Origin of the sequence: Arthrobacter sp. B3I9 (genome assembly GCF_030816935.1) — a bacterium.
In the GTDB taxonomy this organism is placed as follows: Bacteria; Actinomycetota; Actinomycetes; order Actinomycetales; family Micrococcaceae; genus Arthrobacter.
The window spans coordinates 1,799,021-1,822,547 of the sequence record NZ_JAUSYO010000001.1 but is presented as its reverse complement, the minus strand read 5'-3'; the positions used below and the strand labels follow the sequence as shown (position 1 = coordinate 1,822,547).

General features: G+C 60.8%; 14 protein-coding genes. 2 read left to right on the top strand and 12 right to left on the bottom strand.

Annotated elements, in window-relative coordinates:
* Nucleotides 1-926: 926 nt before the first annotated feature.
* Nucleotides 927-1,631, bottom strand: a complete 705-nt coding sequence (locus tag QFZ65_RS08540; protein ID WP_306909704.1) for a phosphocholine cytidylyltransferase family protein — start codon at nucleotides 1,629-1,631, stop codon at nucleotides 927-929.
* A gap of 630 nt (nucleotides 1,632-2,261) precedes the next feature.
* Nucleotides 2,262-3,251: a capsular polysaccharide synthesis protein gene (locus QFZ65_RS08535; protein WP_306909703.1), complete on the bottom strand. Its 990-nt coding sequence runs from the start codon at nucleotides 3,249-3,251 to the stop codon at nucleotides 2,262-2,264.
* Between the two features lie 825 nt (nucleotides 3,252-4,076).
* Here QFZ65_RS08535 and QFZ65_RS08530 point away from each other — a divergent pair.
* Nucleotides 4,077-6,113, top strand: coding sequence for a LamG-like jellyroll fold domain-containing protein (locus QFZ65_RS08530; protein WP_306909702.1), 2,037 nt, complete (start codon nucleotides 4,077-4,079; stop codon nucleotides 6,111-6,113).
* Nucleotides 6,114-6,465: 352 nt separating this feature from the next.
* Here the strand turns inward: QFZ65_RS08530 and QFZ65_RS08525 are convergent, their stop codons facing one another.
* The 10 genes from QFZ65_RS08525 to QFZ65_RS08480 form a co-directional block, all read right to left on the bottom strand.
* Nucleotides 6,466-7,779 carry an endonuclease/exonuclease/phosphatase family protein gene (locus QFZ65_RS08525; protein WP_306909701.1) on the bottom strand — a complete coding sequence of 438 codons (1,314 nt, stop codon included), beginning with the start codon at nucleotides 7,777-7,779 and terminating at the stop codon, nucleotides 6,466-6,468.
* Between the two features lie 1,225 nt (nucleotides 7,780-9,004).
* Nucleotides 9,005-10,348, bottom strand: a complete 1,344-nt coding sequence (locus QFZ65_RS08520) for a polysaccharide pyruvyl transferase family protein (RefSeq protein ID WP_306909700.1) — start codon at nucleotides 10,346-10,348, stop codon at nucleotides 9,005-9,007.
* Nucleotides 10,349-10,392: 44 nt separating this feature from the next.
* Nucleotides 10,393-13,953, bottom strand: a complete 3,561-nt coding sequence (locus QFZ65_RS08515; RefSeq protein ID WP_306909699.1) for a bifunctional glycosyltransferase family 2 protein/CDP-glycerol:glycerophosphate glycerophosphotransferase — start codon at nucleotides 13,951-13,953, stop codon at nucleotides 10,393-10,395.
* A gap of 173 nt (nucleotides 13,954-14,126) precedes the next feature.
* Nucleotides 14,127-15,416: a UDP-N-acetyl-D-mannosamine dehydrogenase gene (gene wecC / locus QFZ65_RS08510; protein WP_306909698.1), complete on the bottom strand. Its 1,290-nt coding sequence runs from the start codon at nucleotides 15,414-15,416 to the stop codon at nucleotides 14,127-14,129.
* Nucleotides 15,397-17,304, bottom strand: coding sequence for a glycosyltransferase (locus tag QFZ65_RS08505; protein WP_306909697.1), 1,908 nt, complete (start codon nucleotides 17,302-17,304; stop codon nucleotides 15,397-15,399). Before QFZ65_RS08505 ends, wecC begins: the two co-directional genes overlap by 20 nt.
* On the bottom strand, nucleotides 17,304-18,188 hold the full coding sequence (locus QFZ65_RS08500) for an ABC transporter ATP-binding protein (RefSeq protein ID WP_306909696.1): 885 nt from the start codon (nucleotides 18,186-18,188) through the stop codon (nucleotides 17,304-17,306). Before QFZ65_RS08500 ends, QFZ65_RS08505 begins: the two co-directional genes overlap by 1 nt.
* Nucleotides 18,175-19,029: an ABC transporter permease gene (locus tag QFZ65_RS08495; RefSeq protein ID WP_306909695.1), complete on the bottom strand. Its 855-nt coding sequence runs from the start codon at nucleotides 19,027-19,029 to the stop codon at nucleotides 18,175-18,177. The genes QFZ65_RS08500 and QFZ65_RS08495 overlap by 14 nt, the downstream gene beginning before the upstream one ends.
* Nucleotides 19,030-19,061: 32 nt before the next feature.
* Nucleotides 19,062-20,813 carry a glycosyltransferase family 4 protein gene (locus tag QFZ65_RS08490; RefSeq protein WP_306909694.1) on the bottom strand — a complete coding sequence of 584 codons (1,752 nt, stop codon included), beginning with the start codon at nucleotides 20,811-20,813 and terminating at the stop codon, nucleotides 19,062-19,064.
* Nucleotides 20,810-22,078 carry a glycosyltransferase family 4 protein gene (locus QFZ65_RS08485; RefSeq protein WP_306909693.1) on the bottom strand — a complete coding sequence of 423 codons (1,269 nt, stop codon included), beginning with the start codon at nucleotides 22,076-22,078 and terminating at the stop codon, nucleotides 20,810-20,812. The genes QFZ65_RS08490 and QFZ65_RS08485 overlap by 4 nt, the downstream gene beginning before the upstream one ends.
* A 3-nt stretch (nucleotides 22,079-22,081) precedes the next feature.
* Nucleotides 22,082-22,801 (bottom strand): hypothetical protein, encoded by a 720-nt coding sequence (locus QFZ65_RS08480; RefSeq protein WP_306909692.1) that lies wholly within the window; start codon nucleotides 22,799-22,801, stop codon nucleotides 22,082-22,084.
* A gap of 218 nt (nucleotides 22,802-23,019) precedes the next feature.
* Between QFZ65_RS08480 and QFZ65_RS08475 the strand changes: the two genes are divergently transcribed.
* Nucleotides 23,020-23,526 carry a DUF3515 domain-containing protein gene (locus QFZ65_RS08475; protein ID WP_306909691.1) on the top strand — a complete coding sequence of 169 codons (507 nt, stop codon included), beginning with the start codon at nucleotides 23,020-23,022 and terminating at the stop codon, nucleotides 23,524-23,526.
* Nucleotide 23,527: the final 1 nt, after the last annotated feature.

Sequence of the window (23,527 nt, the reverse complement as noted above, 5' to 3'; positions counted from 1 at the left end):
GGCTGGTAATAACGGAAGTCGGAGAAACTGGGGACGGACTTACTTGGGCATCCTGCAGTCTCAATCCATCGCCCTGCATACAGAATAGCGTCGGCACCTGAAGCCTCTAGGTGAGAAAAGACGCTTGCCCCGTTTTCAGCTATCACGAGTTCGTCGACGTCAGCATTGATTACCCCTGTAGCCTGAGACAAGAACCTTCGGCGGGCGTTTTCCATGATTCCGTACTCGCAGAAATCCGAGTCCCACGGCGCGCCTCGGACCCCACCCCAGGAACCTCCTTGCGGTCCGAAGGGGAAGGGCCACGAAACAACAACGGCAACAGCTATCCCCTTAACACCAGAAATAACCCGTAGGACCTCTTCAGCCGCATACTCCGTAGATCCGTTGTCATAGACCAAAACAGCGTCCACACCGTGTTCTACCGCATGGAAGCGTGTCCAATCTTCGAGCCACACAAGATTGTTATTCTTCGACTTTGTAAACAGCACCTTCCGGCCCGCGAATGCCTCGCAGTAATTCCGACCAATCCGAACGGATGCTTCCAGCTCCGGCAAACTGAGAGCGAAAGTCCGTGCTTCAGGTCGCGCCCGTACGTATGATCGCTGGGTTCTATCGATATCCTCAAAGCTGCATTCCGAAGTTTCCCTGCCGTCGACCAGGACAGGGGCTGAATCGACAAGGCTCTTGAGGTTCAGCAGCGGTGGGCCGGACAGTGTAATGCCCTCCACAGAATGGAACACATCGTAAAAAAGGGTTTTGTCGTCGAATTTCTCGTCGTAGTCGTCCTGCCGTAATTCCTCAGGGCGGGGTGCGATCCTTCGGAGCGCAGAGTTCTCACCAATAACTACAGACGAGGGGCGCACAACCATGCTAATCAAGGGACGGTTCTTCAAGTTATGCTCTCCTGACGCTTTATAGCCGGCGGATTAAACGGTGATGCTGGCGTTCGCCCTGATCAAGTCCTCTGGGAAGTCAACTTCTACGGCGTAGAATTGGCTGATATCGATGGGTAGCCACTTCATGCCGTCTTTTTGAACCGCTAGTTCGATGCCACGCTCAAAGTAGTCCTGCTCTTTTACTTCCTTTAGCCGTCGTATCAACTTCTTTTTGTCCTTTGAAGAAACGAAGTTGATCCCTACGGCTTCGCCTACCGCAGCGTCAGCGGGCACCGTCTTGGAAAGGCTGCCAATATTTCCATCCAGGTCAACAGTATATTTGACCTCTTCATCCGCGACGGAGGACACGTCCACGGTCACGAATGACCTGTCGGCCTTGATGAAAGGGCGCAACAGACCAAGAATCTGGGGATCGAAGACAACATCCCCGTTCATCCACAGGACGCCACCCTTGCCAGAGTTGCGCAGTGCCTTGAGCAGACTCTTTGACGTGTTGGTTTGGTCAAAGTTTTCGTTGTAGACGAACGACGCGCTCGGCACGTGTTCGAGGATCTGCTCGAGCTTGTAGCCGACCACAATGGTCAGCCGAAGCTTCTTACCGAAGGCGCTCTTCAGGTTGTGCACCTGCTGGTGCATGATCGTGCGCCCGTCGCTCAGCTCTGTCATTGACTTCGGATGGGGTCTTGCCAGACGTGTTCCCATGCCAGCAGCAAGAATTACAGTTTGAACGATCATTTCGATTCCTGTCCCCCATGGGATTGCATATTTCGTGGTTCCGTTCCGGTCGGCGGAGTAGGTGCCCCTGCGTCGGACCGGCGGTAGGGCATCTCGTCGCGATGTCCTGATTGTCCAACGGCTAGCCTACCGCGTTTCCTGGAATCGATTCATCCGGGTGGTGGCGCCGACCTCCTCGTGCACTCCCGCCTCCTTAACTCCTAAGCCCGCAGAGACTCATGCTCGTGAAGAGGCTCACACTAGTTAGCCAGCCCCAAAAGCTTCGGCGGGCAACATAGTCATTGGCGCGAGCATCTCACGTCCACTCAGACGGAGAAGGCAGAAGCCTAATCGGGCAGTGATTGGCTTCCTAGCATCGTTCCTGACTGAGGTAGGAGCGCGTCTTTAGCTTCTTCTCGTGCCGAAGCTGACGCCGGAGGACCATCTTGCACTCAGGATCCCAGGCACGGCCCGTTGCGTTTTGCATCACATTCGCTGCCGACGCACTCTCTGAGCCATGTCTGACGACATCCTCATTGTACGGTTGCATGTACTAAGCAGCGCGCCACGCTAGGTCGGGGCAAGCGTTCTTGAACTAGCGTGGCGCTTACATTGAGTATGAGCCCGCAATAGTACATGATGCCGTCGCATCTACGAGATTAGCTGAGCGGCGAACGAGTCCACGAGTGCCTGTTGAACGCTGGTTGGACTCGCTACGTCGGGCCCATATTTGTGGCTTAGTTTATGAACGAAGCTACCGGAGAGCAGGACGCCCAGGTTCACTTCTTCTTGCTCCTTGAGCATCGAACGGTTAACCGCTCTTGGGTCGTCTGGCCTCACGGTTGCCTTATCCCAGAGGCTGCCAAACCTATCGTCAAGCCGATACAGGTACATGAACAGGTGGTGCATGAAGAAGTAGGTAATGGGCCTGTCGTAGGTACCCCAATATAGTTTCAGAGCGTCGCGTGTCATGCGAGTGATGTAGTTGCCCTGCTCGCTAGCCAGGAACCAATTTGAAATCAGTCCTGGTTTGTCTTTGCCGAAAGCGAAGAAGCCAGAACCTGCCACCAGCTCCGGGTACACGTCCTGCATGCGCTTCATCGGCATGCACGTGGCGTCCATCCAGATCCCCCCGTACTTGGCCAATAACTCGAAGCGAAGGACATCAGAGAATGCCGCACGGCTGATGTTGGAGATGTCAGTGACATGGGGAGGGAACGTAACCCAGTCGTGCAAGTTACTGTCATCGAGGAACACTATTTCGCTGCTTGCGTGTAGCTGCTGGGCCTGCCGGTAGCATGCCTGCACAATAGGCGGCGCGGAGCTGAACCCTTGCCCCCAATAAACGAACGTCAGCGGGTTACTGGGCGGGACCTCATGGTCCTGCTTGGACTCGAGGCGGCAAGCCCGCGACATGTCTTCGACACGGATTGCCAGCAACGAGTAGAGCGCACGCCGCTCCCGGAAGAGTCGGGGAGTCTCCTCTAACAAGTCCCAATCAGCCGGTGATGCATTCGGGTCGAGAATCAGACCGCGACGGTACAGATTTTTGGCCTCTTTGAGGTCGCCAGCTCGCTCAGCGATTTTTCCGCCGCGAAGTAAGCGCCTCGCTTCTACAAGTTTTGCATCGGCCAAGGCCACGTACTCCTACTTCTCGGTGAATGTCCACTCAAGCTTATAGCAGGCCTTAGGTTGACCCGCTCGACTCGTCCGAGGCGAAAGTGCTTGCCTTGTGCTCCTGACTCTGTCTCTTGCCCTCCAGTTGTTGTGACCGATGGCCGTCGGCCCCTAGCCGGAATGGTGACCAGCTTCGCCAGTCTCAATAGGGTTCTTAGGCCTGTAGTCTGGCGCTAAGACCCGCGCATCAGGTTTTGGATCCGGCGCGATTTGGACGCGCTCGCGGTAGCGATGACTACCGCGAGCTTGTGGCGCAGTCCGCCGATGAATTGCAATTAGCTTCCGCTATTCGCGAGTCGTAGTGTCGTCCTCAGTACGGTGGGTCCGAGAAGCGGCTCAGGTTCCGCTATGCAGTGAAAAGCCCGCTGCACGACGACTTAGGGACACTGTGTGTGATGACGAAAGCGAGTACCCGCTCTCGCAAGACAAGTAGTTCCGGTTGAAAAGCTAGTAGGAGCAACCGTTCCCGCCCTTGGGCTTTGTTGGTTTGATCTTTGTAGTTTCAGGCCTGAAGCTAATGTTCACGTACGGGGGCACTCCATGGGTCAAAAGATCCCAGCAGTTCTGGCAGGTATTGCACTTGCCGCTGCACCATTAATGGCGACAAGCATTCCTGCTCTCGCCCTGTCTCCGGGAGTTGGGTTTTCCGCCAACGATCTCCCGACCTGGCAAACCAACGGCGTTGCCTGGACGATGGCCCAGTCAAACGGCGTGGTTTATGCCGGCGGAACGTTTACCCAGATTCGGCCCCCCGGCACAGCTGCCGGAAGTTCCCAATCACGAAGCGCCGTGAACTTTGCGGCGTTCGACGCCTACACCGGCAACCCCACCTCTTGCGCTTTGTCCGCCACCGGCGGTACGGGGACGAGCGTGCGCGCCCTGGCGGTAACCCCGGACGGCACTCGGCTCTATGTCGGCGGCCAATTCGGGGCCATCAGCGGCGTCAACACGACACGTCTTGCTGCTATCAAACTCCCCGGGTGCACGGTCGACACGACGTTCAGGCCGCAACCGATCTCGGCAGCCGTCCGGACAATTGCGGCAACAAACACAGCCGTCTATTTCGGCGGCGACTTCAAGAGCGTCGGCTCGACACCTCGCGGCCGCTTTGCAGCGGTCGACAATAACGGCACGCTGCTGCCCTGGGCACCGGATGCAAACGCGCCGGGTCGTGCGTTGACCGTTCCCGCAGGCCGCAATGTCGCGGTTATCGGCGGCGACTTCGCAACGGTCAATGGAGTAGCCTCCCAGTCACTCGCCGTCGTGGACGCCACAACCGGTGCGAACGTGCGGGCGTACGGCGCAGCGTTCATTCCCCGCACATCGTTCACGAAGTCCATAGTCGACGATGGCCAGAGTTTCTATATTGGCAATGAGGGCACGGGCGGCGGTGTCTTCGACGGCCGGGCGCGCTTCAGCCTGGATACCTACGACCAGACCTGGCGGGACACCTGCCTGGGCGCAACCCAGGCAGTCGATGTCTACAATCGCGTTCTGTACGCCGCGAGCCACGAGCACAACTGCAACACAATGCAACTCTTTGCCAACGGGGTGCGGCAGCACCTCACCGCCCAGAGCGTGAACGACCCTCGCGTCCAGCTTGGCTGGAGCCCGGACACCAACGACGGAATCGGCGAAATGATCGGCCCGCGGGCGCTGGTTCACACGAACAAGGGTTCCGGCGACGTGCTGTGGGTTGCCGGCGAATTCACCACGACCAACGGCAAGGCCCAGCAGGGTCTGACACGGTTTGGTCCCGGCCCGGGAACAGTGGCACCTTCGGCGCCGAGCAACGTCAGCGCGGCGAGCCTGGTGAGCGGCGAAAACCAGATCCGGTGGCGCGCCAGCCTGGACGACGACGACTCCGAGCTGACCTACAACATCTACCGCAACGGCTCGTCGACCCCTCTTGGCACGGTGCCCGGCAGTTCGCTCTGGTGGTCGACCGGCCAGGTGTCCTTCACGGACAAGACGGCAGTCCCGGGAACACGGTACAGCTACCGGATCCGGGCAACGGATGGCACCAACACCGGCCCGCTTTCGGCGTCAGTTTCCGTGACGACGGCCCGGACGGATGCGGCCTACCCTGCTGCAGTTCTCGGGGCTGGTGCCACGACCTACTGGCGGCTTGATGACGCCGGCCCGACGGTGGGCGCCGACAGTTCGCCGGGCAACAACCTTGAGCTGAGCTACGGCGGACCGGCTTTCGCCGGCGACTCAGGAGCCATCGCGAATGATCCCAGCCGGTCCACGACGTTCAACGGCACGAGCGCGTTCTCCTACGGTCAGGTTCGCGGCAACGCACCCACCGTTTACACCGCTGAAGTCTGGTTCAAGACGAACACGACCCAGGGTGGGAAGATCTTCGGCTTCGGCAATGGCCAGCCGGACCGGCACGGCACCGACCCCGGACTCAGCGGAAAATACGACCGCAACCTCTACATGACGGACACTGGCAGGCTGGTCTTCGGGGTTAACTCCAACGGACCACGAACCATCACGTCGGTCCTTCCCTACAACGACAACGCCTGGCACCACGCGGTGGCAAGCCAGGGCAGCGACGGCATGCGGTTATACGTTGACGGAGCGCAGCTCGGGGTTCTGCCGAACCAGACCGCCGCGCAGAGCTATTGGGGGGCCTGGAAGATCGGCGGAGACCAGCTGACGGGCTGGCCGTTGCGACCTTCGAGCAACTACTTCGCAGGGTCCATCGACGAGTTCGCGGTCTACCCCACGGTGCTTTCGCCCACCCAGGTCAGCGACCACTACAACACCGGAAAGGGCATCAACCAAGCCCTTCTCGGAACCCCCGCTACCACGCCGTGATGGTCCAGTCGGCCACGCACTATGGAAGCGACACCGCCTCAGTCGCAAGACCCGCCTGCCTCACCACCATCTCGCACCACCACACGTGGAGACATTTCTGGACCGTACCGCGTCGACAAAAAGCTGCCCACGGGGACAGGTGAACGGGCTCTTACCATCCAGGAGGGCAAACCCGCCGTCCTTCATCCCCCCGTGGAAGGGACCCAAACCCACTGGTAAGGCCTCAACGCCCCACCCGCGCTAACCGGTCGACTACATGACAAGAATTCGCAAACGTAGTTACGCAACCAATCAACGTATTGGGTCGAACTTTGCATTTCGTCAAACCACGTCAACAACTCCTCCTGGGGACCTAAGGCAGCTGGACGTCGGCTCTGATCATGTTGTGGTCCGACGGAATCGTTCCAACAAAATTTCCAGTGCTGTCGATGTTTAACACGTTCTCCCAAACGGTCGTTCGCATCTTTGACGTGAAGATGTAGTCCATGTAAGTGCCATTGCCGTAGGAGTTGCGAGCGGGCGCCTTCCGAGCAAAGCCGTTATAGCTTTCAAAATTCGCACGAATTGTTTTTTCTGCCGTCGCGGCACTGCTTGGAAGATCACTCTTATATGTGTTACCTAGGGGATCGATGTAGCCGGCCTTGATGAAGGCGTCGTACGGAGCATTGGAAGGCGCGGTCCACTTGTTGGAATTAAAATCTCCGACCATGACGACAGGATATTTACCCGTGTTCTTCGCGGCAATAGCAGTTATAACTTGTTCAGCTTGCTTTGTCCGAAGCGCAAAAAAGGCCGGGTCAGACATGTGGTCGATCAGATGTGCGTTTCCGAAGAAGAATACTTTCCCTGTCGCCCTCTGGCGAAGTATCGCCCACGCAAAATAGCGATCGTCGGCGCCGGTTTGCGTTGCTAGCTTCTGCGAACCCTGACTCAGGAGCTCGACCGTGCCACTATTGTACAAAATCTTGGTGCCACCGGACGCGCCCTTGTATTGGTAGACGCAGTTACTAGGAGTCTGGTCATCTACGCAGTTATTTCTCTTCGTATTACTCAGCTTGTACGGTGTTCCTGCAGCGACCAACCGGTTTGTTAGGTCTTCGAATTGAGCTAGGCCAGCTGTTGACGTGTCACTTTTCAGTCTTCCGGAAGATGCCTCTTGCACGCCGAGAACATCGGGCCTTTGCCCCAATACGGTTTTTACTACCGCATCCCTTCGCCCGATCCAAGGCAGTTCATTAGCCCGACTTGCAAAGCAATACTCGCACGAAACGTTGTACGTTGCCACACGGAGAGCATTCTGCACCGCTTGCAGCACGGGTTTGGTCGCCGTTTTTACGGCTACTCGGGCGGAGTACTCGCTTACGCCAGTTCCAGCTGCGTCGATAACACGGACCTGGAAGTAATACGTAGTGTCAGGCGTGAGACCTCTGATATCAGCCGTTGTTCCGGTGAAAGAATAGTAAGTCGATCCACTCATCGCAAGGTTGCTGGCCTGCTGCAAGCGGTAGCCCTTAGCACCCGCAACACCCCCCCAAGAGAGCGTGATCGTGGACGGACTGCTGAACGACGATTTTAAGCCCACTGGTGCCGGATAGGCCATTGCTGCTGAGCTTTTTTGCGCACTGAACAGAGTTAGGATTACCAGGGCGACCAGAACTGCGGTCATCCAGCGCGTGGCTCCTCGTTGTACTGCATGTCCCATATTCGGACCTTCCTAAACCCTTTGGACCTCATCTGCTACTCGAGGAATTGTAAGGAAGCGTACGAACACGGCAGCTCCTACGCCGAACGGTCAGCAACACCTCGAATAACCCAAATGCAATATTAGCTTTGGGCGAACCGACACCATTCGATCCTGAGGATATCCTGCGGATATTCTGCGCATGGGCACGTCTGACCCTCCCTCGGGGCGGTAGTAGTGGCCTTACGAGAAGCCCCAATCGCTGCGTCTCCGCAAGTTGCGTTGTCCCGGAGGAACCCAAGAATTCCCCCAGGACGATATGCTCCTGCGTCGGCAGATAGGACCCCGATGAGCTGCTCTTCACGTTTCGTAGGGAACGGGATCCCCCGGTGAGTGCCATGCCGCCGTTCGGACGGCAATGATAAAGCGGATCTGAATCCTAGTTGCTGGCATTGCGGTAGCGGCGGAGCGTTTGATGAGCCTGATTCCGGTGTGGCTCGCCTCGACCTTGCCGGTCGTGCCCCCGGTGACCGGAAAACGTCGATCTCGTTTCGCGAATCGGCAAGCGGTGCGGTAGAGCTTGTTTGTCTTGCGCCGTCACACGAGGACTTCGCCGTCCTTCGATCTTCCACAACGCCTGCAGCCTTCCGTTCGCGTCATCCGCGGAAAACCACGGAGGGATGGTAGCCGCGGTGTCCTTGAGTCTCTCGCCGGCGTGCAGAAGCAGCCTCCGATTCGCCCCCATGGCACGGCGGAAAGCCATCATGGCACACCCTCATGGTCCTTAGCGGTACTTGGACCTTTGCTCCTCCGCGTCGCCACGACAGGGACGTGCGGAATCTTCTGGAAGCGTCCCCCACCGCGCACCGCGACAACCCCGCAGCCAGGGCAGCAACCCGGCGGCAGCCCTGTTTTCCAGGTGACTTGGGGGACGTCCAGCGGCCAACTCGCTGACGGAGATGACAGTAGCCGAGAAAATGCGTACGACAGCAAAATCACGGACGCGAGTCAGCGCCCTCAACTACCACAACATGGAAGACTACAAATCGGTTGAATTAACGATCGGTAACGTCCTGACAGCAGTATGACTACCGCCAGCCGATGACGCTCGCCACAGTAATTGAAGACGCGCTCTCTACATCAAACCACTACGAGTTTACCGCAGGCAGGTACAGATCTTCCAAAACCGCCACCGGCCTACGTCTCCCTCCTAATTTTGGTTGGCAAACACCCTCTTAAGATCGGCGTTAGCCGCCTCCAACTTCTTGATCCTCCCTACGGCAGCGGTCAGATCTCGGCGAAGACGAGCCACGACCTCCCGATGTTCGACTTCCGAAGTGCGCTGGATGACCAGCCTCTCCCGCTGGAAATCATCCTGCCCTGACCACACCGTGGTCAGGGGCGGAGGAAACTCCACGCGGGCCAGTTTGGCCTCATATTCCTCCCTGGCAGGGGCCTGGTCCGCTTCATAAATATGCGAGAAACCATTCTCCTTAATAAAGCGCCCAAGCCTATCGAATCTTTCGGCATGGCCGCGGTTAAACTCCGTGTAATCTGCAAACTGGAAAATGTCGGCAACGTCCATATTGGGTTGAAGGTCCTTGGGAAGCATCCGCGGAATGCTATGATAATCCGCAAGCTCCAGCGTACGAGAATCATGCGCAATAACCACAGCTGGCGTACCTGCTAGAATCGCGGCAATATTACCATGAATGCGCGGGCCAAAAGATAGAGCGTAATCGCCCATTTTTTGAATCCAAGTAGGCGCGTCTACATAAAACTTGGCCTTACCTTGTGAAATCTGGGGATGGCTTGACCGAAGGGGAAGCCGGCCGTCCCGAGTGGCCGGGTACTTATCGACGCCCCATAGCATCAACTCCATTGTCTTTATGTCCTGCGGAAAGTAGGTCATGTTATACCTGTCGGAGTTGCTCGCAATGACGTCCCCAAGAAGGTCGATGCTTGTCTCGATATTGTAAGCGACCTGGGACTTCTCATCTAGCACGCTGGAGTTCTTGTGAACAACGTGTCCCGGCCCGTTCATCGTCATGGACGGACAACCCACTACGATCACATCATTGAAACCCAGGGATTGAAGATAGCTTGCGGTCCTTTCGCCCCGAACGCTCAATGCGCTCGACTTACTCAGAACTGCCTTGGCAAAGCGCCTAACCGTCGCTTCCATCGGTTTCAATGAATCATGAGATCCGTCGAGATCGAGTTGCGCGCCTCCGCTGACCATAATGAAGGGGATACGGAGTCGCTCGATAAATTCTGCGGTACGCTGAAGCTCGGGTTCAAAGCTAGGTCGGAAGGCATTGGCGAGCGGCAGAACAAATCCGTCGTACTCATCGTTTACGGAGTCGGCCATCGCACCGTTGATTCTATAATTGTTAGGAGCCACTTCGGCGCCGGCTACAGAAAATAGCTTGTGTGCCGCAGCACCGAAAATAAGGTTTCCGTTGTTGCTGCCGATGACGTTCTTGGCGAAGGTGCCGTATGGGGATACCGCGTCAAAAGGGCTCTTACCGGCCCGCATCAAAATTCGTTTCATTTTCAAATCTCCCTATCAATCAAGTTCCTGCTAGTGCAACCACGCTATAGCGTATTGGATGGAAAACCTGGTACGCGGCTTCCGTTGTCGGACTCATCCCCCCAGATTGCGTCGTAGACGCGGCGCCCGGCTTGCCCATCATCGAGGGCTGCGAACCTATTTCTGAAGGCCGCATATCTAGTTGCATAATGTTCCTCTGCAACTTTATGGGCAATGGATTCGGCGAGTTGCTCCGTGGTCCGGGTGAGCGGCCCCGGAGCTGAAGCTTCAAAATCGAAGTAGAAGCCGCGGACCGTGTCTCGGTACTGCTCGAGATCGGGGGTTAAGAAATAGATCGGCTTCTCGGTAACGCAGAAATCGAACATTACAGACGAATAATCGGTTACCAATATGTCTGCTGCCAGGTACAAATCGTTTACGTCAGGATAGGCAGTTACATCTATAGTTCTGTTCATCCCAGTGGTATACCGTTGACTCGAAACGTTGTGATGGCCTCGGAGGAGGAACGTGTAATCCTCCCCTAGGATGGCTCCTGCCTTATCAGCGTCCAAATAGTTGACCAAGTCATATTGGTTATTGGCTGCACGCACGTTGTCACGCCATGTTGGTGCGTACAGCACGACCTTTTCTCGTGCGTCCAATCCCAGGGCGGCACGGACCATCAATCGTCGACTGGCTGCGACTTCACCAACCAACGCATCATTTCGGGGGTAGCCAAGTGCAAGGGTATTCCCTTGGTATCCAAAAGCTGAGGGAAGCACTTCCTCAGCGAAAGCGTTCTGAGCCAGCAGGTAATCCCAGTATTGCGCCTCCCGCCTCATAAGACTTATATAGGGGAGTGAGAGCTGTGACGACGCAACGTCGTTCCCGATCCGTTTCAGGGGTGTGCCATGCCAGGTCTGAATGTACTTCTGCCCCGGGTTTTTCCTGTAGTAATAAGGAAAGTTGTTATTGTTCACGAGATACTCGGCTGTGTGGAGCAGCCGGTACCAGTCGGAGGAGTACATGATGACGGGCTGCGCACCCTCGGGAACTACCTGCGAATAGTCGCGAATGGTCCAGTACTTGGCACGGTCATCACCTCTTCGCATCATTTCATTAAATAAGCCCAACCCGCTGTCCCCAATAGTTTTTCCGCCGAACGACTCGAAAAGAACCGCGCCAGGTTCCACAGGCCGCCGAAGTAGGTCCGGGATACTGCGCTGAAGCCGGCTTTGCATCAGCTTCCCGCGTTCAGAGGCGTGGAGTGGCGGACCGAACCGGAGCGACACGGCAGCAGCTTGTGCAGTCCTCGTCACTCTTATGTTTGTGGAGGGTAATGCGAACTCCATGGGTAGTTTCGCCTCCATAAGGGGCCCTACCGGCACCCAGTAAGCCCCGTTCAAGGAGCCGTCTTTGGCGGTCATGCAACGGAGCGTATAGGTGCCGGACTCGGGTGCCAGCAGGGAAGCAGACCATTTTTCATGGGACAACGGAAAAACTACCCTAAATTGCTGGTGGTTGTGCAACCACTCAGTGCTGGTCGGCTGGATAACGCTCCGGCCGTTGGCCAGTACAAGTTTGGGCAGAACAACACGGGTTCCGTCAGCATCGGCAAAGCTAGCCCGCCCAAAGATAACGATGGACTGTTCATCACCCGAAACGTCCACTTTTTCCGCCATCAACTGCCACCGGCGATCATGCAGCTCCAAATACCCATAGCCGCTGGTGCTGACCTGAAGGGCACCGAATGTCGGTGAGAGGCCACTGATTTCCGTGTCTGAGCCGCCCCAAGCAAGGTGGTGGAGCTTCTTGTCCTGTGTCTCTACTCGGACCTTCCAAGTGTGCTGTCTGGTCAGTCCGCCCTTGGGCGGCAACGCCGGAATCCTCGCCTTGAAGACGGGCAAACCGGCCTGATCTTCTGGCCGAGCCGTGACGGACAGTTTAAGCGCCGGGCATTCGAGTATCAGCTGGATCGGTCTTTCTCCTGCCGCAAGAGAGGCCGTGAGAGTAAGGTCACGTCCCTCCAGCCGCAAATTCTCCACAAAGCGCCGGTGTGCAACGGTGACAAGGGACAGCCCGAATTCGCTCGAGAAGCGGCACACAAAGCGGCGGCCGTCGACGACGGGAAGCAGGGGGAAGCTGCCTGCGCCGCCGGACGTCTGACGCGCGCTTAGACAAGACCGCAGGAGTGCGCCTCCAAGCCGAAGAGTTAGCCGAACGTACCACTCTGGGTCCTGGACGTCGTCCGGCGTTGCATGGCGAAGGGCCACTAAGTCGATGGTTCCCTGGAACCCGGACTCCGCGTAGCTCGTCCACGCGTCGTTAGATCCCAAATCGATCTGAGGATCAACGACGGAAGTGATAGGAACCGGGAATACGCTGCCTGACTTGCTTTCCACGAGCTCGCACTGAAGATAAGGCGCCGTGACGCAGGCTGGAATACCTGCCACATATGCGTACCCCTCCAGGTTCAGCGAAGTAGCCTCAGAAGAGTCCACCCGTGTAAGGGACGACTGCACTGTCAGCGACTCAGCCCTGACTGTCAGAAGCTCCGAATCGATGCGGGACTCAAGATCCGCAAGGTACCCCGGGGAGGCCCGCCAGCCCTCACCACTCTGGACCAGCGGATAACTGGTGCCGTTTTCAGCCATGTTCGTGACGACATGCTCGAAGTCAGAGCGTTGGCCCCGGACGAGGAGGTTGACCAGAACGCGGTGATGGATAGCCATCAGCGCCCAAACGGACTGTCCCGCATTCGCCACTAACAGCGTTACGGAATCTCTCAGGAGATTCCAATATTCGTCTCCCACCCTCGGAACTTGAGCGTAATACAGCCCCAGGTCGGGCCCCAGGACTTTCGCCAACCAAGAATCGAAGACATCCCCCGGAGTGGCAGCGGACATGTATTCCGACAGCCGAGATGCCACCAGCAGGCGATCGGAAAGGTCTTTAATGTTGTCCTTTTGCTGGGTGATCGAAGACCGGTCCTGGCGAATGCGCCAGTCATACACAACGTCAGGAAGCACGTCGAATCCATTGGAACTGGCATATGCTCTGGCAGTTGCCTCCTGATCCTCATAGAGGACACCCTCAGGAAAGGACCCCACGAATTGATCCCAGAATTCACGCCTGAAGACCTTGTTCCACGCGAAAACATCTTGCAGAATCTCCGGGAACTCAGCCAGAGTGACGCCGACTCGTTCCGCTTTGTGCACTTCAGCAGCCCATTCGGGCACAGCCCTTTGCTTGCCGGACAAGCGGGTCAGCGACCCCACGGCAAAGTCAGATTTCGAGAGATGAAGGGAGGTCATCATCCGCTCGTAGGCGCGAGAAGGGACGATGTCATCTGAATCTGCAAAGGTAATAAATTCGCCCCGGGCTTCCCGGATGCCGGTGTTCCGGGCTGCACCCAACCCGGCGTTGGGCTGCTGCACTATGCGGATGCGTCCGTCGGCACGCGCGTATCCGCGGGCTATTTGGACGGAATCGTCAGATGAACCGTCGTCTACGATGATTACCTCTAACCGTTCGTACGTCTGACGGACGATGCTCCGCAGGCAGTCGTCGAGGTACTCCTCGACGTTGTACACCGGAATCACGACGGTAAGCAGCCCGTAATCCAAGGAGCTGTGGAAGGTGGGCGCTGCCCTTACTACGGTCTCGATGAGCGCCGGATGGACTGAACTGCGGATACTTCGCCTCCAGGCAACTGGCAGACTCCGCCACGCTTTTCGGAGGACGCCCAGCTTAGTGGACTCAGCTTCTGTGTCGATTGTCGTGTTAGTCATAGTCTCTCTTATTCGCCGCCGCGCCAAAAGCCGCGGGTATCAACAATTACTTTGCCTTCAAGGCTGGCCGGCCCGATCTCCCGGAACTTGTCGTGGTCCACCAGCAGCACCACCACCTGGGCCGCCTCGATTGCGGCGTCCGTCTCCACGAGCCGGACGTTCGGCATTCCCGCCAGTTCCTGGGGCAAACGGTTCGCATGCGGTGCGGCCACCAGGATCTCCGCATCGGAGTGCAGGGTGGCTACGCGCCGGACGATCTCGAGGGCCGGTGACTCCCGGACGTCGTCGATGTTGGCTTTGAACGCCAGCCCGAGGCAGGCGATGACCGGCCGGTCCAGGTCGGTGACCGCTTTGGCGACCTGTTCAACGATGTAGCCGGGCTTGCCATCGTTCACTTCGCGGGCAGTACGGATCAGGGCCGAGTTCTCGGGATCAGCCGCCACGATGAACCAGGGGTCCACGGCGATGCAGTGTCCTCCGACTCCGGGTCCGGGCTGGAGGATGTTGACGCGCGGATGATGATTGGCCAGGCGGATGAGCTCCCAGACGTCAATGTTCAGGTTGTCGCTGATGATGGACAGTTCGTTCGCAAACGCGATGTTGACGTCGCGGTAGGCGTTCTCCACCAGCTTCGACATCTCGGCCGTGGCTGCATCCGTCAGGTGGATCTCGCCCTGGCAGAACACGGAGTAGAGCGCCGCTGCCGCTTCGGCCGCCTCGGGCGTCAGGCCGCCCACCACGCGGTCGTTGGTGACCAGTTCAATCATGATCCGGCCCGGCAGCACCCTTTCCGGGCAGTGCGCCACCAGGAGCACCGGCTTGCCATCCTGGCCGTCGAGGCTGAGGTCCGGGCGCAGCCCCAGAATGAACTCGGCCAGCTGGCGCGTGCTCCCGGGCGGCGAGGTCGATTCCAGGATCACCAGCTCGCCCCCGCTTAACGTGGGGGCTATGGCACGGGCGGCGGCGGCGATGTAGGACAGGTCCGCGGACTTGTCCGCCTTGAAGGGCGTCGGCACCGCGACGATGTAGGCATCCGCGCTCGGCGTTTCCAGCTGCGCGCGCAGCCTGCCCTGGCTGACTGCGCCGGCCACGTGGATGCCCAGGTCCGGTTCCACAAACGGCACGTCGCCGTTGTTGATGGCCTCCACGGTTTTCGGATTGACGTCGACGCCGATCACCTCAAGGCCGTTGGTGGCCAAAATGGCCGCTGTAGGCAATCCGATGTAACCAAGTCCGACGACGGCGACCGTCTTGATCGGCGCTTCGGCCTCCCCGGTTCTAGATGTCAACATGTTCATTCAGCTTTCCATAGAATTTGAGGTCACCGGAGGCGAGCAGCTCGGCGTCCTCCACCTGCCAGGTGTGTCCGTTGCCGGTGCGGACCTGAAAGTAGTTGAAGCGGTCCGCCGAGTAGATGGTCCTGCCCGCGGCATGCGCGGCCCGGAGGAATCCGGTGTCCTCGCCGACAGTGATGTGCTCGAACGGGTGGTCCGAAAAGACTTCCCTGCGTGCCATGAGCGTCGGCCCCATCACGAAGTCAGTGAACCGGTGCTCCCGGGCCGCGAACCTGAGGATCGCCGCGTTCGACGCCTCGAGGTGCATGTAGTGGGCTTGTTTCCCTACGACGTCCGCGCCGGAGTAGGACAGCGCATGCAGCTGATCACTGAGGTAATACGGGCCGTAGTGGTCATCGTCATCCATTTTGGTGAGGACGTCGCCGCCGGCAGCGGCGACGCACCTGTTCAGGCACTCCCCCAGCGACACTTCCCGCGGCGCTTCAAGGAGAACCACGTTCCGGATTCCGGACCCCTCCGAAAGTTCCGCCAGTCTCTCCGGAGCGAGCGTGAATCCGTGGGTGAGCAGCACCAGCTCCGGGTGGACGTCCCGTTGCGCCGCCAGCGTGCTAAATACGTTTTCCAGGTTCTGCGGCCTGATCGTGGGCAGCAGCACCGAGACGGAAGGACGCGTCACGCCGGTGGCGCGCTCCGGCACCGCGGCCCGCAGCACGGTTTCCGCGCGGTGGGCGTAGGTGTGGCCGGCCCAGATCGTGCGCTGCGCCAGGTGCGCTGTGCGGTCATTCAGCTCCGGGTTGGAAACGAGAGCCCGGGTCAGGTGCTCGGCTTCCTTGCGCGTTGCGGCCACCGGGACAGCCGCCGGGGAGAAGAACTCCCCCATCGCCTGGCTGGGAGCAGTGACCACCGGAGTCCCGCAGGCCGAGATCTCGAAGATGCGGCGGGCACACATGCTGGGCGAATCCACAACGGAATTGACGTTCAGGAATACCTTGTAGGCCTTATAGGCGGACAGGGTCTGGGCGTAGGTCAGCGACCCGACCACCCGCGAGTCCAGCGGCGCCGGGAACTGGTACTCGGCGTTGCCTCCGAGCTGGCGCGAGAAAATCTCCAGCCCGGTCTGCATCTTGGCGGAGGCGTCCAGTGCGCCGCCAAGGAGGAAGTCCATCTGGGCCCGGCGTTCCGGGTACTTGTGCGCGAAGTACATCCCGGCAAAGGCGACGTCCCTGCCGTGCCGGCCGTGGGCGGGCCGCACAGGGTTGTGCACGGCCGGCTGGGCGGCGAAGGGTAGGACCGCTACCCGTCCGTGTCCTAGATCCGCTGTGTAGTGCGGGATGCGGCCGGAATCGGACGTGAAGACATGGTCGAACAGCCGCGCGGCGGGCAGGAAGTCCTCATAGTGCGGCGGGTCCTCCTTGTTCCAGAACACCGTCGGGATCCCGTGCTCCCGGCACCACTGGACAAGCTCGATGAATTCGTTGCCGGGTCCCATGGGCCCGGTCAGCTTTCCGCGCCACAGTCCGCCGTTTCCGGCCCAGGCCGACTCGACAAACAGCAGATCGAGGGAACCCGGGGCAAGGTCGTTCCGCCACGTGTGGGGATGGACGGCGAGGGTGTCCCATTCATGGCCGAAGGCCAACGCGGAAAAGTCATCCAAGATCACCGCCGCCCGCACGTCAGGCCGGGCCGGTTGCGGCACCGGCAGATCGGCCGGGGCCAGCGAGAGCCGTTTCCTGCGGCCCCGTCCGGTCCAATCGGCTTCCACTCCCTGCACGTTGCGCGGCGCGGCGAAGCCCTGTTCGGTCCGCTGGCGCGAACGCCACGTGCTGAACTGGGCGGGACCGCCGTTGCGAAGGTGCCACAGTCCGGTCCGGATCTCCCGCAGGACCGGCATCAGCCTCGGCCCCGCGACGACCGTTCGCGCACCTCGGTGGCCACCAGGTTTGCTTTCGCCTCGTCGAGGATCTTGCTGGCTGAGATGTTGTTGCCTTTGGAAAGGTGACGCGTGAAGTCCTCGTAGGCCTTGACGGCCACCTCCGGCTCACCGTCCATGATCAGGTCGCCGTTGTCCAGCCAGATTACCCGGGTGCACATGTCCTTGATAGTGCCCAGGTTGTGGCTGACGAGGAAGACGCAGCCAGCCTGCTCGCGGAGTTCATCCATCCTCCGCTTGCTGCGGTCTCCGAACTGGGCGTCGCCCGTGTTGAGGGCCTCATCCACCAGGAGGATTTCGGGGTCGACGCTCGCGGCGATGGCAAACCTCAGGCGTGAGGCCATACCTGAGGAGTACGACTTCATGGGCAGGTGGATGGACTTTTCCAGGCCGGAGAGTTCCACGATGCTGTTGAATTTTTCCTCCACCTCGGCCCGGCTCATCCCCATGGCCAGGCAGCCGAGGACGACGTTCTGGTCACCGGACAGATCCTGGACCAGCGCAGCGTTGACACCCAGCATGATGGGGGTGCTCGAAGCATAAACGGCCCCCGACGTAGGCTTGGACTGGCCGCTGATCAACTTCATGAGCGTGCTCTTGCCGGAGCCGTTCCTGCCGATGATCCCCACCGACTCACCGCGTTCGACGACGAGGGACAGGTTCTTCAGGGCCTGCACAGTCACCATGTTGGGCTTGCTCACGGCCCGGCGCAGGAACCGGCGCTTACTCAGTTTCGCCTCAGCCTCCACGGTTGCCGTCGACGCCACGCGGTACCGCATCTCAACCCCGTCCACCACCACGCAGGGATGCCCTTCGATGAGTATCTCGCGTTCACCCGCGTCCATAGGATTCCTCCCCCTTCCAGAAGAAGACCAGCCCCACAGCAAGCGTGCCCAGTGCCCAGACGGCAAGGATTGCCCACGACTGCCACGGTGGAACCCTGGCGTAAAGGACACAGTCCCGGATGATGTCGATCACGTTGAACAGTGGATTAAGTTTGATGGCGGTCAGCATCTCGGGATTGTTGATGAACCTGTCATACGTGTAAAAAATGGCGGAGCAGTACATCCAGGCCCGGAGCATGAAGGGAAGCAGGTGGGTGACGTCGTGGACCCGGGCGATGATGCGGGCCAGGATGAGGCCGACGCCGAGGTTGAACAGGGACTGCAGCATGATGGCCGGTACCACCAGGACCCACAGCCAGGTGATTTTCTCGGCCGGCGGCAGAACCACCACGATCAGCAGCATCGCCAGTATGAGCGGCACGGCGGCCAGCAGCTCCCTCACGTTCGCGCCGATGGGGAGGGCGGCCCGCGGGAAGTTGAATGCCTGCACCACGGACTTGCTGTTCCGGATGGAGCGGGCACCGGAGGTGATGGCCCCGGAGCTGAACTGGAATACGAAGATTCCCACTACCAGGTACCCCAGGAAATTCTCGATACCCCGGCTGGTATTCAGCAGCAGGCCGAAGATCAGGTAGTAAGTGAGCCCGTTGAAGATGGGGTTGAGGAGCAACCAGGCGCTGCCGAGGCGGTCGCGGCGCGTACCGCTCTGCACCCGGGCCCGGGCGTCGTAAAAGATGAACTGCCGGTAGTCCCAGAGTTGAACAAGGTAGTCCAGGAACTTAGGCCGCGAACCGACACGGGTCAGCCGCCGCATATCCACGGAGAGGGGCTGTACAGCCACCGGCTCCGGGTCTATTGCACTATCTGCGGACACTACTCGTTCTCCTCATGGTCATGGTGCAGCCCAGCGTAACGTGTGGCCAGGGCCAGGGCGTTGGCGGCCCAGGTCCTTTCGGCCAGGACTGTGGCGCGGCCTGCGCGCCCCATCGATTCCCGGCGGCCCCCGTCTGAGAGCAGCACGGCGATCGCGTCTGTAAGTTCGCCCGGTGATGCGGCGGGAACCAATAGTCCATTGCCGCCGTCGTCTATTATCTCCCGGAGTGCGGGCAGGTCGCTCCCGACCACCGGGCGGGCACTCGCAAGAGCCTCCACGGGCTTGAGCGGAGTTACCGCCCGGGTCACGTCCAGGTTTTTCCGGGGGACCACAAACACGTCCAGGGCCTGGTGGTACAGCGGCGTCAGGGCGCGCGGCACCCTGCCGGTGAAAACCGCCTTGTCGGCAAGTCCCAGCTCGCGGACCTGTTCCCGCAGGGCCGGGCCCGCCACTCCGTCCCCCACTATCAGCAGGCGCAGCTGGGGAAATTTCGGAGCCAGGACCGCGAAGGCCCGGACAAGGTCGTCCAGCCCTTCGTAACCGACAAGGCTGCTGACGGTACCGATGTAGAGTCCGTCCTCGGCCAGCCCCAGCTCACGCCGCGCGCCGGCGGTGTCCAGCGGCTCCTCGAGGAAAGGTCCACCGACGGCATTCGGGGCGATGAGGACCTTCTCCGCGGGGATGCCCGCGGCCACGATGTTGGCTTTCATGGCGTGACCCAGGGTCACCACCAGGTCCGCGGCCCGCATGACGTCGGTTTCCCGTTCCTGGAACAGCCGGTACTTTTCGCTGGCCCGGGCCTGAGGCCCTCTCGTGGCCGCCCAAGTGTCTGCCAGCTGCCCGCGGACCTCGTACACCCACGGGATGCCCACTGCCTCGGCCACCGCCCGCACCACCAATCCGTTGACGAAGTGGGTGGTGGTGTGGAGGACGCTGGGTTTGAATTCCAGCACGACCTTCAGCAGTTCCTCGGCCTGCTGCTGCAGGCGCGCATCCATCGTCGGAGCCAGCCGCGACGGCAGGAGGCGCCGGTACCGGACGCCGTCGACGACGTCGGTACCCTGCGCCAGCAACTTCCCCACTTGCACCGGGTACGCCAGCCGCGTGACGGCCAGCACCTCCCAGCCCGCCTCCTGCTGGGCAATCATGATGGAGTGGGACCGCTGCGCGTAGCCGCTGGCGGTGTGCGGCAGGGAATTGGTCAACAGATGCAGCACGCGGCCCGGAACCGGCGTGAAGTCCTGCCGGCCCAGGGAGGGAGCCCGGCCCGTATACAGGGCAGCTTCTCCCGCCAGCCGGGCCTGCTGCCGCCGTCCGGCCGGGCCGGACCCGTCGAGGGCGGCGACGGCTTCCGAGAGGTCTCCGTTGTGCCACAGCCTGCGGGCCTGCGCGGGTTTGAACCCGGCGGCACCGCCGGCGGAGGACAGAAAGGAGGCGGACAGTTCCGGCTTGTTGGCGACCAGTGCGATGTCTGCCAGCTTCCGCGCCTTCTCTCCGGTGACGTTGCGGTCAGCGGCAAGCCGGAGGCGGCGGACGACGTCGTCCTCGTCTCCGCGCATAAGCGACGCAAGCAGAACCGGCACAGCCGTGGAGAGCTCCGGGGCAACCGCGCACGTGAAGCGGGCGAGGGGACGCACCAGCGCCGCCGGGAGCCGGCGGGACAACTGCAGGACAAGCACCATCGGATCGTCCGTGAGGTGTTGCCCTGCCGTGTGTGCAGCGAGCCGGGAGTTTCTTAGGACCTGGATCATTGCGGAACGACGGGCGCCTTGCCGAGGAGGTCAGTGATGAGGTCCATGTAACGGCTGGCCAACTGCTCATATTCGGCGTGCGCCTTGACCCATTGGCGGCTGTCGCCGTTGCGGACGAGGCGTCCCCGGTCCGCGGCAAGTTCGCGCCACAGGGCGGCCATTGCCTCAGGATCGCTGGCCACGATATCCCCGGCTTCCGCATCGGCCACGATCCGTGCCGCCTCCCCTCGGACCATGGCCGTCACGTGGCGGCCCACCGCCAGGACCTCATAGGTCTTGGACGGAACTGTGGTCTCGAAGGATTTCCAGTCGTCGCGCAGCGAGACGATGCAGGTGTCCGCGGACGCATAGCGCTCCATCATGGCCTCGCCGTGCAGCGGGGCGTGGAACGTTACGGGCGCCTTCAGCTCACGGGCGAGTTTCTCCAGCGCCGGGCGCTGGGTGCCGTGGCCGACCAGATGCAGGTGCATCGAGTCGCCCACCAGGGCGGCGGCCCGGATGGCAACATCGAGCCGCTGGCTTTCACCGTGGTTTCCCAGGTACAGCGCCTCGAAGACGGGACGTTCCAGCTCCGGGGCATCCATCACGGGGATGGCGTCCAAGTTTAGTCCGTTGCTGACGGTCGCGACGTTCCGGATTCCCCGGGTACGGAGAGTCTCGGCGAATCCCTCGGTCACGGTGACCACCAGGTCCGCCCGCTGCTGCACGAACTCAACAACGTGCTCGGCGAGGCTCTTGACGCTCCCCTGGACAAGCCGGGCGTCCCGGGCGAGGTCCGGCCAGGCGTCGCGCATTTCGACGATCAGCGGGACCCTGCGCAGCTTAGCCAGGACGTAGCCGGCGGCGAGGGACGGCAGCGCCGGTGCCGTGACAATGACGACGTCGGGCTTCTGCAAAAGCATTCCGGCCGGAACGGAAAGCATCGCCGAGTAGCCCTGGTCCACCAGGCGGGCAGCGCGCGAGTTGCCGTGCCGCAAGTAGGGGACGCGCATGATCTTCTCGGTGAACTGCCCCCTCTGCAGCTGGAAGGGCTGGCCGGCCATCCGCCGCGGGAGGGCCCGCCGGCCGAAGGGGTAATGCGCCACGGGCGTCACAACGTCCACGTCCCAGCCCGCATGCGAAAACGCCTTGATCATGGCGGTCCACCGGCGTTGGGGCGGGCTGTGCTCGGGCCAGTACGAGTGGGTCAGCAAAGTGATCCGCATTCCGGCGTCGGCGGATGTAGCGCGGGCCTGCCTTGTCCCGGCGGTGTGTCGTAACCGCATTGGTTACTTACTGGCCCTGGCGGTATAGCCGGGGGCTTTCCCGGCAAGGAAACGGAAGTAAATTAGGCCTAAGGTGAGCAGGACGAGCACGGTGATCAGCTGCACGCCGAGCGAGCTGCCGGTGGCAACAGCCACCGCCGCCTTGACTTGGGTCTTCATCACGGCCGGGGACTGTCCGGGGATGGCAGCGGCCGCAGCGGCGGCGACAGGTGCCGGAGCAGGCTCCGCGGCCGGAGCAGGAGCCTCGTCAACCTCTGCGGAAGCATCGGCGGGTGCCACGACGTCGCTCGGCGAAGCGGGTGTAAAGGTCGGTACAACCACAGGAGGCACCACGGCTGCGGGGGTTTCGGAAGGTGCGACGGGAGCCACCGGTGTGACGGGCGGGACCGTTTCGGCGGGCGGTTCGGAGGGAGCGGCGGGCGCTTCTACGGGCGCCGGAACCGAAGGGGTGTCGTTGCCATCGGGCACATCGCCCGCACCGCTACCGGGCACATCGCCCGCACCACCGGTCGCCTCGCCCGTCTCGCTGCCGGTCGCCTCGCCCGTCTCGCTGCCGGTCGCGGTGGGAGATGGGGAGGGCGAGGAGGTCGCAAAGGTGGGGACTGGGGGAATTACTGGCCTGTCGGCGTGGGCGGAGGTGACGGGACCAACAAGGGCCAGGCCCATTGCCAACGCCAGCATTCCGGCGCGCGCTGACCGTGCCGTGCGGCTACGTTCTGCCATGGATAGTGCCTCCCCCTTGTGCGAGATGATCCCGACCGTACACAGATTCCGGCCAGAGCTGACCTCGCTGTCGGCAGTGCCCCAGAATGCACGATCTTCCAATTCTACCGGATGAGTCCAAACTGCCCAAGATTCCCCTTCGGGATTCGTCGCAGCTTGTGTAAGATCGACCTCCTGGCCGGGGGTCGGACCGGCCGCGCTGACCGGGATAGGCTGGAATGATGCACCCGTTCCGCGCTTTGGCTTCCGCACGTCCGCTCCGACTTTTGGCGATAGCAGCGGCCTCCGCCGCCGCACTTACCGCCTGCGCGCCGGTTGTGGACGTCACTCCGGCGAAGAACAGCGCGGACGCTGCCTGTGCCCCCATGATGGTCGCGCTGCCGGACACCATCGGCGAAGCCAAGCTGCGTAAGACCAACAGCCAGGGAACGGCCGCCTGGGGGGATCCCTCGTTGGTCATCCTGCGCTGCGGCGTCAACGTCCCGGGGCCCACCACCGACCGCTGCGTCACGGTGAACGGCGTCGACTGGGTTATCAAGGAAGGCGATCCGGTGTGGACGCTGACCACCTTCGGACGTGAACCGGCCACCGAGATCCTGATGGACCCGGACAAGATCAGTTCGGCAACCGTCCTGGCGGACCTGTCCGCCCCGGCGTCAAAGATCAAGGCCACCCGCGGCTGTGTGGGCCAGGAAGACCTGCAGAACCTTCCGACCAGCAAGTAGC